We start from the raw sequence: 12,983 nt of genomic DNA, 5'->3' as shown, positions 1-12,983 counted from the left end.
ACGTCACCCGCTCAAGGTCGGCACAAGCGCTTCTCGAATTCGAGTTGTTGCTGCAGTGCCGCACTGTCGCCGGCGGCGGCGAGTTCGCCGATGTTCCTGCGGTTCTCGCGGCACGGCGCACCCGCATCCTCCGCGCCGAACAGCTTGCCGACAGTGGCGACCACGCCGGCAACGCCAGCCGGCGGTGGCTTCATGCGGAAGCGGCCGGCACCCGCGCCGGGCAAGGTGGCAGCGCGATCGGCGAGCGGGTCGGCGGCCTGGACGGGAACCGCACCGAGCTGATCGCGCGCCTGTGTGAGGTACACCGCCGACATCGGCCGGGTCGACTGCGGCACTTCCACGGCAACGACTGCAGCCGGCTGCGCCGACGGCGCAGGCGTGCGGCGCATGCTCGCCGGGCTATCGAACACGTTGGGTTTCGCTGGGCGCTCGTTCGGCGCGACGGCGACCGGCTGCGCCTTGTGGCGCGGCAACCAGACGATCTGCAGTGGTTTGTCGACTGGCGCTGGGAGCGGCGGGCGCATGGCCCGTGACAGGGCCCAGACCAAAGCCGCATGCACGATTACCGTAACGATCAATGCCAGCGCGGCTTCCAGCCGCAATCCCCGGGTCGAATCCATTCTGCCCCCTGTCGCTCCGGCGGCAGTATGGTCAGCAGGCAGTTAAGCAACAGTTATCCATGTAAACCGGCAGCCGCGCCCCTGGCGGACGCCGTTGGGCTCGGCCCGACCTTGATGGCAGACCCGATTGTCGCGGTCCGCGCTGGCGGCGGATGTGCCGGCAGTGCGATCCTTGCACCTGTTTCCCTGCCGCCACGCCCATGGAACGCATCGAACGCATCCACTCCCTGCACCGAATCCTCAGCGCTTCGCGCTACCCGGTCACGGTGCAGCGCCTGCAGGAGGACCTGGAGTGTTCGCGTGCCACGGTCTACCGAGACCTGGCCTACCTGCGCGATTACCTGATGGCACCGGTGGTGGGCAACGGCGAAGCCGGCTTCCGCTATGACCACAGCGAGGGCGAGCGTTTCGAACTGCCGGGCCTGTGGCTCAGCTCGGAGGAACTGCACTCGCTGCTGGCCGCGCAGCAACTATTGATCCGCAGCGGCGGCGGCGTGCTTTCGAATGCGCTGGCGCCGTTGCAGCACCGCATCGAGAAGCTGCTCGACGAACACGCCGGCGGCCGCCGCGTGCCGGTCGAGCGCGTGCGGGTGATCCCGCATCGCACCCGCAAGCTCGATGAAACCTCGTTCCGTATCGTCGCCACCGCGGTGCTCGACCGCAAGCAGCTGAGCTTCGAGTACCGCGCACGCTCCACCGACGAGCAGACCCGGCGCCTGGTGTCGCCGCAGCGCCTTACGCATTACCGCGAGAACTGGTACCTCGATGCCTGGGACCACAACCGCGAAGCGTTGCGCAGCTTTGCCGTCGACCGCATCAGCGCGGCCAAGCTGGGCGAGCAGGCGGCGCAGGACGTCGCGGACGACCAGCTCGACAGCCATCTGGCCTCCAGCTACGGCATTTTCTCGGGCACGCCCAAGGGCTGGGCAACGATCCTCTTCAGCCCCAAGGCCGCGCGCTGGGTGGCCGACGAGCATTGGCATTCGCAGCAGCAGGGCCGCTACCTGCCCGATGGCCGCTACGAGCTCAAGGTGCCCTATAGCGCCGGGCGCGAGTTGCTGATGGACGTGATGCACTACGGCAGCGATGCGGAGATCGTCGAACCGCCGGTGCTGCGAGAGCAGGCGCGCGCATTGCTGCAGCTGGCGCTGTCGAACTACGACCGCTGAAGATCGTCGTTCCCGCGAAGGCGGGAACCCATGGACGTTGCGTCCGGTCTTGCCGCGGTCTGATCCGTCGAGGGCCTGGATCCCGGCGTTCGCCGGGATGACGACGGACCGGGATGACGGCGGATCGGGATGACGACGGACCGGGATAGCGGCCGATACCGTCGCAACCCCTGAGACCCCGCCCCAGCACGCTCGCTCCATCCATCCAGGAGCCAGCGCCATGAACCTGCACCGCAACGACGCCACCCACCCGGACGCCGACCCGATCCAGCTGGACGACCTGTTGCGCCATGCCGTCGCCATCGGCGCGGTACTGGTGTTGCTGCTCCCGGCCGCGCGCGGTTTCAGCGACACCTTCGGCTGGATGCCGCTGTGGCTGCTGGCGATGCCGCTGTGCGCCTGGTGGGCGCTGCACCGTTTCCGCCTGCCGGCCAAGGAGAACGCGCCTGACGCCCAGCCGCGCATGCGTCGCCGCAGCGGCGAACAGGCCCGCCGCCGGCGCCCGGCCAGCCTGCGCCGGAAGCACTCGCAAGCCGCCTGAGCGGGCAAGAAGGACAGGGCGGGGCGGTCCTCCCGGCTCCTTTCGGCACGGTGTCCGCCGCGGACGCTGTGCTAGCGTTTGGCCCAGCATCTCCAGCTGCAGGTTCGTCGCAGCGCCCCCGGCGCCGACGACACGCCATCCCGCCAAACCACGGACCGCCCATGCCGACGCTGACGCAGGCCTGTCATACGTTGTTGATCACCGCAGGACTTGCCGCCTCGTCGGCCGTGGGCGCCGCCCCCAAGGAATCCCCCAACGTGTCCGAAGACCCCTATGCCTGGCTCGAGGATGTCCAGGGCGAGCGCGCGCTGACCTGGGTCAAGCAGCACAACGCCCAGTCCGAGGCCGAGCTGACGACCACGCCACAGTTCAGGCAGCTCGAGTCCGACATCCGCGCCATCCTCGACTCCGACGCCAAGATCCCCGGCGTGGAGAAGATCGGCGACCACTACTACAACTTCTGGAAGGACAAGCAGCACGAGCGCGGCCTGTGGCGCCGCACCACGCTGGCCGAGTACCGCAAGGACAAGCCGGCGTGGGAAACCATCATCGACCTCGACGCGCTCAACAAAGCGGAAGGCGAGAACTGGGTCTGGCACGGGGCTGACTGCCTCAAGCCCAAGCTCCAAGGCGAGGTGCCCGCGCGCTGCCTAATCGCGCTCTCGCGCGGCGGCGCCGACGCCGACGTCACCCGCGAGTTCGACCTCACCACGAAGACCTGGGTCGAAGGCGGTTTCTTCCGCCCCGAGGCCAAGGGCGGCCTGCAGTGGATCGACCGCGACACGGTGTACGTATTCACCGATTTCGGTGCCGGCTCCATGACCAGCTCCGGCTACCCGCGCATCGTCAAGGAATGGAAGCGCGGCACGCCGCTGGACCAGGCACGCGTGGTCTACGAAGGCGAAGCGACCGATCTGTACATCGCCGCCAGCCACGACCACACGCCGGGCTTCCCGCGCGACTTCGTCAGCCGCACGCTGGCCTTCTACAACGACGAGCTCTACCTGCGCGATGCCGACGGCAAGCTGCGCAAGGTCGACGCGCCGAACTCAGCCAACAAGTCGGTCCACCGCGAATGGCTGCTGCTGGAGCTGCGTGATCCCTACAGCGCAGGCGGCCAGACGTATGTTGCGGGCAGCCTGATCGCCACGCGCTTCGACGATTTCATGGCCGGCAAGCGCGACTTCACCGTCCTGTTCGCGCCGAGCGAGAGCACCTCGCTGGCCGGCTTCAGCTGGACCCGCCACCACCTCGTGCTCAACGTCCTCGACGACGTCAAGAACCGCCTCAGCGTGCTCACGCCCGACGACAAGACCTGGAAGCACGGCGAGTTCACCGGCGCGCCGGGCTTCGGCACGCTCGCCGTGTCGGCCGTCGACGAGGACGACAGCGATGCCGTCTGGCTGACCGCCACCGACTACCTCACCCCGACCACGCTGTCGCTGGCGCAGGTCGGTGAGCGGCCTGAAGTGCTCAAGACCATGCCGGTGTTCTTCGACGGCAGCAACAACCTGATCGAGCAGCACTTCGCCACGTCCAAGGACGGCACCCGCGTGCCGTACTTCCTGGTGCGCCCGAAGGACCTCAAGCTCGACGGCAAGGCGCCGACCCTGCTGTACGGCTACGGCGGCTTCGAGATCTCGCTGACCCCGGGGTATTCCGGCAGCGTCGGCAAGGGCTGGCTGGAGAAGGGCGGCGTGTACGCCGTGGCCAACATCCGCGGCGGCGGCGAGTACGGCCCGCGCTGGCACCAGGCCGCGCTCAAGGCCAATCGCCACAAGGCCTACGAGGACTTCGCCGCGGTCGCGCAGGACCTGGTCGCGCGCAGGATCACCTCGAAGGAACACCTGGGCATCCAGGGCGGCAGCAACGGCGGCCTGCTCACCGGCAACATGCTCACCCAGTACCCCGAGCTGTTCGGCGCGGTCGTGGTGCAGGTGCCGCTGCTCGACATGAAGCGCTACAGCCACCTGCTGGCCGGCGCGTCGTGGATGGCCGAGTACGGCGATCCGGACACCGCCGACTGGGACTACATCCGCACCTTCTCGCCGTACCACCTGTTCGACGCGAAACGCGAGTACCCGCCGGTGATCTTCATGACCTCCACCCGCGACGACCGCGTCCATCCGGGCCATGCCCGCAAAATGGCGGCGAAGATGCTGGAGGCGAACAAGGACGTGCGCTACTACGAGAACATCGAAGGGGGCCACGGCGGGTCGGCCAACAATGCCCAGGCCGCGCACATGAGCGCCCTGGCCTTCACGTTCCTGTGGAAAGAATTGAGCCAGGAATAATTGGCCCAGCGGCCAACCCATTGTGTCGTCCCCTTCCGGACCCCATCCATGAACCCGACTTCCCTCCTGCTTTCGGCTGTCCTGACCATGACCCTCTCCACCCCCACCGTCGCCGCGACGGCCGCCACCCCGCCCGACGCCGCCAAGAAGCCGCACGTGGTCAAGGCGCCGCACGGCGCGCAGCGCAACGACGAGTACTACTGGCTGCGCGACGACAAGCGCACGAACCCGGAGATGCTGGCGTACCTCAATGCCGAGAACGCCTACACCGACGCGCTGATGGCGCCGCTCAAGCCGCTGGAGAACAAGCTGTACGAGGAAATCGTCAGCCGCATCAAGCAGGACGACAGCTCGGTGCCGTACCGCGAGCGCGGCTATTACTACTACAGCCGCTTCGAGACCGGCCAGGACTACCCGATCCATGCCCGCCGCAGCGGCAACATGGACGCGCCCGAGCAGGTGCTGCTCGATGTCAACGCCATGGCCAAGGGCAAGGACTACTTCAGTGTCGGCGACTTCGAAGTCAGCCAGGACAACCAGATCCTGGCCTGGGCCGATGATGCCGTCGGCCGCCGGCAGTACATCATCCGCTTCAAGAACCTCGCCACCGGCGAGGTCTACGCCGACGAGATCCCCGGCGTGTCGCCCAACATCGTCTGGGCCGACGACAACCGCACCCTGTTCTACGTCGAGAACGATCCGGAAACCCTGCTCACCGTGCGCGTGAAGAAGCACGTGCTCGGCACGCCGGCGTCGAAGGACGTGCTGGTGTACGAGGAGAAGGACGACAGCTTCTACATGAGCATCGACCGCTCGCGCGACGACAAGTACATCTGCATCGGCGTGGAGAGCACGGTGTCGAGCGAGATGCGCTGTGCACCGGCCGCCAACCCGGACAAGTTCGTGGTGCTGGCGCCGCGCGAGCGCGACGTCGAGTACCAGGCCGACCACCTCGATGGCCGCTGGGTGATCCGCACCAACGCTGATGGCGCCGCCAATTTCAAGCTCGTCACCGCGCCCAGCGATGCGACTTCGCGCAAGCAGTGGAAGGACTGGGTGCCGCACCGCGAGGATGTCTTCGTCGAAGGCTTCGAGCTGTTCGACGGCTTCACCGCCGTGGCCGAGCGTTCCGACGGCCTCGAGCGCCTCCGCCTGATGAAGAAGGACGGCAAGGAAGAGTTCGTCAAGGCCGACGAGCCGGCTTACGCCATGGGCCTGTCGGTCAACTCCGAGCACGACACGCCGTGGCTGCGCTACAGCTACACCTCGCTGACCACGCCGGGCACCACCTACGAGGTCAATGTCGACACCGGCGAGCGCAAGCTGCTCAAGCGCGACCCGGTGCTGGGCTACGACCCCGAGAAGTACGTCACCGAGCGCGTCTGGGCGACCGCCCGCGACGGCGTCAAGGTGCCGGTGTCGCTGGTCTACAAGAAGGGCTTCGAGAAGAACGGCAAGGCGGCGATGCTGCAGTACGCCTACGGCAGCTACGGCAGCTCGACCGATCCGCGCTTCAACGGCCCGGTGGTGAGCCTGCTCGACCGCGGCATGGTCTACGCCATCGCGCACATCCGCGGCGGCCAGGAAATGGGCCGCAAGTGGTACGACGACGGCAAGCTGTTCCACAAGAAGAACACCTTCACCGACTTCATCGACGTCACCGACGACCTGGTCAAGCAGGGTTACGCCGCCAAGGATCGCGTCGCGGCCTACGGCGGCAGCGCCGGCGGCCTGCTGATGGGCGCGATCGCCAACATGGCGCCGGACCACTACCGCGTGATCCTGTCGCAGGTGCCGTTCGTGGACGTGGTCACGACGATGCTCGACCCGAGCATCCCGCTGACCACCAACGAGTACGACGAGTGGGGCAACCCGGAAAAGAAGGACTACTACGACTACATGCTGTCGTACTCGCCCTACGACAACCTGTCGAAGCAGGCCTATCCGGCGATGTTCGTCGGCACCGGCCTGTGGGACTCGCAGGTGCAGTACTGGGAGCCGGCCAAGTACATCGCGCGCCTGCGCGACCTCGACGCCGGCGCGCAGCCGGTCGTGTTCCGCACCAACATGGATGCCGGCCACGGCGGCAAGTCGGGACGTTTCCGCCGCTACCGCGAACTGTCGGAGATGTACGCGTTCATGCTCGACCAGCTCGGTCTGGCCGGCGCCGGCGCGACGGCCACCGCCGGCAAGTGATGCCGACGCCAGGCCGCTGGCGCTGGGCCTGGTGGCTGCTGGCCTACGCCAGCCTGGGCCTGGGGGTGATCGGCATCGTGATCCCCGGGCTGCCGACGGTGCCCTTCGTGCTGCTGTCGGCCTTTGCCGCTGCGCGTGGTTCGCAGCGGCTGCATGGCTGGCTGCTGGCGCACCGGCAATTCGGGCCGATGATCCGCGACTGGCAGGCACACGGCGCGGTCAGCCGCCGCGCCAAGTGGCTGGCGGTGTCGATGATGTCGGCCTGCGCGGTGATCATGTTCCTGACCGCTCCACGCTGGTGGATGGCGGCCACCGGCACCGCGATCATGACCGTGGTCGCGGTCTGGCTGTGGGCGCGACCGGAGCCGCCGCGGCCGCCGCGCTGACCGGCGGCAGGGCAGCGTCGAATCGTTCATCGCCGCGGGCTACACTGCGGCCATGAACGCTACTCCCGCCCCACGACAGATCCTCATGGCGCTGTCCCTGGTCGCGCTGCCGCTGGTCCTGGCCAGCTGCGGCAACAAGGGCCCGCTGATCCTGGCGCCGAAGTCGATCCCGGTCGACCCGTCGACGCTGCCGCCGATGACGCCGCCGGCCCAGCCGGCGCCCACCAGCGACGACCAGAAGACCGACGAGCCGGCCACGACCGTACCGGCCAGCGATGCCGAAGACGTCGACGGCAAGAAGAAGGGCACCGCCGAGCCGACCACGGTTCCGGGCACGCCTCCCGCCACGCCTCCCAAGCAGGCCGACGAAACCGATGGCTGAGTCCGTGCACGCGCGCAAGCCCGTACGGTTCAGCAAGATGCACGGCGCCGGCAACGACTTCGTCGTGCTGGATCTGCGTGGCGCCGCCGCCGCACCTTCGGCGGAGCTGTGCCGGGCGCTGGCCGATCGCCACGCCGGTGTCGGCTGCGACCAGATCCTGACCGTCGAGGATCCCGAGGGCAGCGACGCCATCGCCCGCTACCGCATCTGGAATGCCGACGGCTCGTCATCGCAGCAATGCGGCAACGGCGCGCGCTGCATCGCCGCGTGGCTGGTGCGCGACGCCCAGGCCAGCGGTCGCGCGCTGGCCACCGATTTCCTGCTCGACAGCCCGGTCCGCACCCACGCGGTGACGCAGCTCGGCGAGGGCCGCTACCGCATCGTCATGGGCACGCCCCGCTTCGCCCCGGCCAGCATCCCGCTGCACGGCTTCACCGGTGCGCAGGACGAATATGTGGTCGAGCATAACGATTCGGTGTTCACCTTCGGCGCCGTGTCGATGGGAAACCCGCACGCGGTGATCGAAGTCGAGGACGTCGACGCCGCGCCGGTCGAGACCGTCGCACCGATGCTGCAGTCGCATGCCGCATTCCCGGAGTCGGTGAACGTCGGCTTCGCCCAGGTGCAGTCGCGCCAGCGCATCCGCCTGCGCGTGTACGAGCGCGGCGTCGGCGAAACGCTGGCGTGCGGCAGCGGTGCCTGCGCCGCCGCCGCGGTGCTGATGCGGCGTGGCCGCGTCGACCGCGACGTCACCGTGTCCTTGCACGGTGGCGACCTGCAGATTTCCTGGCCGGCCGACGACGCGCTGTTGACGATGTCCGGGCCGACCGCATTCGTGTTCGAAGGGGAGTGGAACCAATGAACGAGACCCAGGAAAAGCTTGGCGCGCACGAAGTCGCGGCCTGGCTGCGCCGGCACCCGCGGTTCCTGCAGCAGTTCCCCGACCTGGCCGTCACCCTGGTGGTGCCGCGCGAGGAAGGCTCGGCGGCGTCGCTGGCCAGCTACCAGCTGGAAGTGCTGCGCGACAAGAACCGCGAGCTGTCGCGGCGCCTGCAGGAGCTGTTCGGCAACGCCCAGGAGAACGAACGCCTGTCCGTTCGCACGCACCAGCTCACGCTGGCGCTGATGCGCCAGGACAGCGCGGCCGACACGCTGCGCGCGATGGCGGCCAGCCTGGCCGAGGATTTCAACGGCGACCTGGTGCGGCTGGTGCTGTTCAAGCCGGTCGAAGGCCTGGGCGACGTCGACTGGATGCAGGTCGTGGCGCAGGACGACGCGCGCCTGCAGGCGTTCCGCGACTGCCTCGGCGATGGCGAGCCGCTGTGCGGCCGCCTGCAACCGGAGAAGCATGCACTGCTGTACGGCATGCGCGCCGAGGAAGTGCAGTCGACCGCGCTGCTGCCGCTGCCGGGCGTGGGCATGGTCGCCGTCGGCAGCCGCGATGCGAACCGCTTCTTCCCCGGCATGGGCACGCTGTTCCTGCGCATGATGGGCGAGTCGCTGGTGACGGCGCTGAAGCGGTTCGACGGCTGAGTCGATGAAGGCGAAGCGCGCGCGCGTGCAAGACGAAGCGGGCGCCGCCGGCCCTGAGCCGTCCGACCCGACCGTCGAGCAATACCTCGCCCACCTGCAGGTCGAGCGACGCATGTCGGCGCACACGCTCGATGCGTATCGCCGCGACCTGCTGGCGCTGGTGCAGTGGGCGCGCGTGCAGCCTGCCGACGTTACCGCGTTGCACGCCGAACAGGTGCGCGCGTTCGTCGCATCCGAACACCGCCGCGGCCTCTCGCCCAAGAGCCTGCAGCGCCGCCTGTCGGCCTGTCGCAGTTTCTACGCCTGGCTGGTTCGCCAGGGCCGCTTGAGCGCGAGTCCGGCTGCGGCGATCCGTTCGCCGAAGGCGCCGCGCAAGTTGCCGCAGGTGCTGGACCCGGACGAAGCCAAGGCATTGGTCGAAGTGCCGACCGATGCACCGCTGGGACTGCGCGATCGCGCGCTGCTGGAGCTGTTCTATTCGTCCGGCCTGCGTTTGTCGGAGTTGTGCGGCCTGCGCTGGCGCGACATCGACCTGGCCGACGCGCTGGTGAACGTACTCGGCAAGGGCAGCAAGCAGCGCAGCGTGCCGGTGGGCCGGCATGCGCGCGCCGCGCTGCAGGAATGGCGCGCGTCGACGGGCGCCGCCAATGACGCGGCAGTGTTCCCGGGACGCGGTGGTGGAACGATCACGCCGCGCGCGGTGCAGATGCGGCTACGCCAGCTCGCGCAGCGCCAGGGCTTGTTCAAGCGCGTGCACCCGCACCTGCTGCGACATTCGTTCGCCAGCCACATCCTGGAATCGTCCGGCGACCTGCGCGGCGTGCAGGAACTGCTCGGCCACGCCGACATCGCCACGACGCAGATCTACACCCACCTGGACTACCAGCACCTGGCGAAGGTGTATGACGCGGCGCATCCGCGGGCGAAGCGCAAAGGCTGACTTGCGACTGAACGTTTTCCGTTCTCGAGGATCGCTTTGGGCGTCCGCGGACGCCAGCGTCCTTGCCGATTGATCTGCGTCAATGCCGCGCCACGCGACTGTCCTAGAATTCCGGACAACAGGAGGTGGCCAGCGATGGCGAAGCCGTTCCCATTGAAGCCCAGGCACCCCGAGCGCATCTGCTGGGGTTGCGACCGCTACTGCCCGGCGGACTCGCTGGCGTGCGGCAACGGTTCGGGGCGCACGCAGCATCCGGCCGAGCTGCAGGGCGAGGACTGGTACATCGATTGGGGAATCGAGCCGGCCCCCGACAGCCCGAGTCACGCCCTGCTGTGCCCGCGGGAAGAGCGATAGGTTCTGGCGCCTGAAGGGCCTGGCGCTTGAACCGCCCGGGCGACGCCCCCACCCAAGGAGGCATCCCCCGGAGGTCACATGGACCCGAGCCAGAACCCCAACGTCTTCCACGCCACCACCATCGTGTCGGTGCGCCGCGACGGCCGCGTCGCCGTCGCCGGCGATGGCCAGGTCACCCTTGGCCACACCGTGATGAAAGCCAACGCCCGCAAGGTCCGTCGCCTCGGCCGCGACGGCCAGGTGCTGGCCGGCTTCGCCGGCGCTGCCGCCGATGCCTTCACCCTGTTCGAACTGTTCGAAGCCAAGCTCGAGAAGCACGGGCAGCTTGCCCGCGCCGCCGTCGAACTGGCCAAGGATTGGCGCACCGAGCGCCGCCTCGGCAAGCTCGAAGCGCTGCTCGCGGTCGCCGACCGCGACACCTCGCTCATCATCAGCGGCACCGGCGATGTGATCGAGCCGGAGGACGGCATCATCGCCATTGGTTCGGGCGGCATGTACGCGCTGTCGGCCGCGCGCGCGCTGATCGCGCACACCCAGCTCGACGCCCGCACCATCGCCACCGAGGCCATCAACATCGCCGGCGACGTGTGCATCTACACGAACCGCAACGTCGTCATCGAAGAGCTCTGATCCCCCATGCCCATCAAGCCTGACACCAGCCACGCCACCATGACTCCGCGCGAGATCGTGCAGGAGCTCGACCGCCACATCGTCGGCCAGCACGCGGCCAAGCGCGCGGTCGCGATCGCGCTGCGCAACCGCTGGCGCCGCATGCAGCTCGACGACGATCTGCGCAATGAAGTGATGCCGAAGAACATCCTGATGATCGGCCCCACCGGCGTCGGCAAGACCGAGATCGCGCGCCGCCTGGCGACGCTCGCCAACGCGCCGTTCGTGAAGGTCGAGGCCACGCGCTTCACCGAGGTCGGCTACGTCGGCAAGGATGTCGAGCAGATCGTCCGCGACCTCGCCGACACCGCGGTCAAGCTCTACCGCGAGCAGGCCAAGCAGAAGGTACGCACCCAGGCCGAGGAACGCGCCGAGGAGCGCATCCTCGACGCGCTGCTGCCGCGCCGTGCCGGCGCCACCAGCACCGTGTTCGGCTTCAACGCCACCGAAGCCGCCAGGGACGAGCCCTCGGCGCAGGACAACGAGACCCGCGCCAAGCTGCGCAAGCAGTTGCGCAGCGGCGCGCTCGACGACCGCGAGATCGAGATCGAGACCGCGGTCAACGTCGGCGTCGACATCATGGCCCCGCCCGGCATGGAAGAGATGGGCCAGCAGCTGCGGCAGATGTTCTCGCAGGTCGCCGGTGCCAAGACCCACAAGAAGTCGATGGCGATCCGCGCCGCCCGCTCGCAGCTGACCGAGGACGAGGCCGGCAAGCTGGTCAACGAGGACGACGTGCGCGAGGCCGCGATCGAAGCCTGCGAGCAGCACGGCATCGTCTTCATCGACGAGATCGACAAGGTCGCCAAGCGCGGCGAAAACGTCGGCGGCGGCGATGTCAGCCGCGAAGGCGTGCAGCGCGACCTGCTGCCGCTGGTGGAAGGTTCGACCGTGAGCACCAAGTACGGCCCGGTCAAGACCGACCACATCCTGTTCATCGCCTCGGGCGCGTTCCACCTGGCCAAGCCCAGCGACCTGATCCCGGAGCTGCAGGGCCGCTTTCCGATCCGCGTCGAACTGACCGCGCTGAGCAAGGACGATTTCGTCCGCATCCTGACCGAGCCGAAGGCGGCACTGGTCACGCAGTACATCGAGCTGCTCAAGACCGAAGGCGTCGCCGTGCAGTTCGGTGCCGACGCCGTGGAGCGCCTGGCCGAGATCGCCGCGCAGGTGAACGAGCGCCAGGAGAACATCGGCGCACGCCGACTGCACACGGTGCTCGAGCGGCTGCTCGATACGCTGAGCTATGAAGCGCCGGATCGTGGCGGGCAGGCGATCACCATCGACCGTGCTTACGTGGAATCGCACCTGGGCGAGCTGGTGAAGGATCCGGATCTGAGCCGGTACATCCTGTAGTTGCCTTGAGCCCCTCTCCCGCACGCGGGAGAGGGGTTGGGGTGAGGGCAGCGCCTCAGCGCGCCTCCACGGTCACCTGCGTCTTCACCGAATTGGCAATGAAGCAGTTCCGGTGCGCCGACTCGTGCAGTCTGGTCAGCGCCTCCGCATCCGGCCCCTTGCCCTCGGCGAACTTGATCCGCGGCCGCAACACCACCTTCGTCACCGCCAGTCGCCCGTCGCTGTTCTTCTCCAGCGTGCCGACCGCCTCGTCCTGGTAGTCGTCGACCACCCAGCCCTTCTTCGCCGCAATCGCCAGCAGCGTCAGCATGTGGCACGACGACAGCGCAGCGACCAGGGCTTCCTCCGGATCAACGCCCGCCACGTTGCCGAGATACTCCGGCGCCGCGGAGCCGGTAATGCGCTGGCCACCGTCGAACGCCCATTCGTGGTCGCGCGAATAACCGTCGGAATCGAACTGGCCGCCATTGCGCAGCCAGTGGATTGAAGCGCGATGCTCGGACATGGGCGGCTCCTGCTTGGGGGAGCCGCCACGATGCCACA

14 protein-coding genes are annotated in these 12,983 nt (G+C 68.2%); 12 read left to right on the top strand and 2 right to left on the bottom strand.

Features of this window, described 5'->3' with window-relative positions; translation table 11 throughout:
• Positions 1-11: 11 nt before the first annotated feature.
• Entirely contained in the window at positions 12-620 is a 609-nt protein-coding gene (locus ACFOPO_RS09060) for a hypothetical protein (protein ID WP_386702876.1), read from the bottom strand.
• Between the two features lie 200 nt (positions 621-820).
• Here ACFOPO_RS09060 and ACFOPO_RS09055 point away from each other — a divergent pair, with 200 nt between their 5' ends.
• The 12 genes from ACFOPO_RS09055 (at position 821) to hslU (ending at position 12,440) form a co-directional block, all read left to right on the top strand.
• Positions 821-1,789 carry a helix-turn-helix transcriptional regulator gene (locus ACFOPO_RS09055; protein WP_386702875.1) on the top strand — a complete coding sequence of 323 codons (969 nt, stop codon included), beginning with the start codon at positions 821-823 and terminating at the stop codon, positions 1,787-1,789.
• A gap of 220 nt (positions 1,790-2,009) precedes the next feature.
• A complete protein-coding gene (locus tag ACFOPO_RS09050) occupies positions 2,010-2,330 on the top strand; it encodes a hypothetical protein (RefSeq protein WP_386702873.1) in 321 nt (106 codons plus the stop codon).
• A gap of 161 nt (positions 2,331-2,491) precedes the next feature.
• Complete coding sequence (locus tag ACFOPO_RS09045; protein WP_386702871.1) at positions 2,492-4,624, top strand: prolyl oligopeptidase family protein; 2,133 nt, start codon at positions 2,492-2,494, stop codon at positions 4,622-4,624.
• A 48-nt stretch (positions 4,625-4,672) separates the two neighbouring features.
• Entirely contained in the window at positions 4,673-6,820 is a 2,148-nt protein-coding gene (locus ACFOPO_RS09040; RefSeq protein ID WP_386702869.1) for a S9 family peptidase, read from the top strand.
• On the top strand, positions 6,820-7,206 hold the full coding sequence (locus tag ACFOPO_RS09035; protein WP_386702867.1) for a YbaN family protein: 387 nt from the start codon (positions 6,820-6,822) through the stop codon (positions 7,204-7,206). The genes ACFOPO_RS09040 and ACFOPO_RS09035 overlap by 1 nt, the downstream gene beginning before the upstream one ends.
• A gap of 85 nt (positions 7,207-7,291) precedes the next feature.
• A complete protein-coding gene (locus ACFOPO_RS09030) occupies positions 7,292-7,588 on the top strand; it encodes a lipoprotein (protein WP_386702866.1) in 297 nt (98 codons plus the stop codon).
• Entirely contained in the window at positions 7,581-8,450 is an 870-nt protein-coding gene (gene dapF / locus ACFOPO_RS09025) for a diaminopimelate epimerase (RefSeq protein ID WP_386702865.1), read from the top strand. The genes ACFOPO_RS09030 and dapF overlap by 8 nt, the downstream gene beginning before the upstream one ends.
• Positions 8,447-9,121: a DUF484 family protein gene (locus tag ACFOPO_RS09020; RefSeq protein WP_386702864.1), complete on the top strand. Its 675-nt coding sequence runs from the start codon at positions 8,447-8,449 to the stop codon at positions 9,119-9,121. The genes dapF and ACFOPO_RS09020 overlap by 4 nt, the downstream gene beginning before the upstream one ends.
• 4 nt (positions 9,122-9,125) lie before the next feature.
• On the top strand, positions 9,126-10,061 hold the full coding sequence (gene xerC / locus ACFOPO_RS09015) for a tyrosine recombinase XerC (RefSeq protein WP_386702863.1): 936 nt from the start codon (positions 9,126-9,128) through the stop codon (positions 10,059-10,061).
• Between the two features lie 135 nt (positions 10,062-10,196).
• On the top strand, positions 10,197-10,415 hold the full coding sequence (locus tag ACFOPO_RS09010) for a DUF3079 domain-containing protein (RefSeq protein ID WP_386702862.1): 219 nt from the start codon (positions 10,197-10,199) through the stop codon (positions 10,413-10,415).
• A 78-nt stretch (positions 10,416-10,493) separates the two neighbouring features.
• On the top strand, positions 10,494-11,045 hold the full coding sequence (gene hslV / locus ACFOPO_RS09005) for an ATP-dependent protease subunit HslV (protein WP_200607354.1): 552 nt from the start codon (positions 10,494-10,496) through the stop codon (positions 11,043-11,045).
• Between the two features lie 6 nt (positions 11,046-11,051).
• Positions 11,052-12,440: an ATP-dependent protease ATPase subunit HslU gene (gene hslU / locus ACFOPO_RS09000; protein WP_386702861.1), complete on the top strand. Its 1,389-nt coding sequence runs from the start codon at positions 11,052-11,054 to the stop codon at positions 12,438-12,440.
• Between the two features lie 55 nt (positions 12,441-12,495).
• On the opposite strand, the gene ACFOPO_RS08995 is transcribed toward hslU, so the two are convergent.
• Positions 12,496-12,945, bottom strand: coding sequence for an OsmC family protein (locus tag ACFOPO_RS08995; RefSeq protein WP_386702860.1), 450 nt, complete (start codon positions 12,943-12,945; stop codon positions 12,496-12,498).
• Positions 12,946-12,983 lie beyond the last annotated feature (38 nt).

The sequence above is a fragment of the Lysobacter sp. GCM10012299 genome, from assembly GCF_042649405.1.
Taxonomy (GTDB): domain Bacteria; phylum Pseudomonadota; class Gammaproteobacteria; order Xanthomonadales; family Xanthomonadaceae; genus Lysobacter_J.
This window is presented reverse-complemented; position numbering and strand designations above follow the sequence as displayed.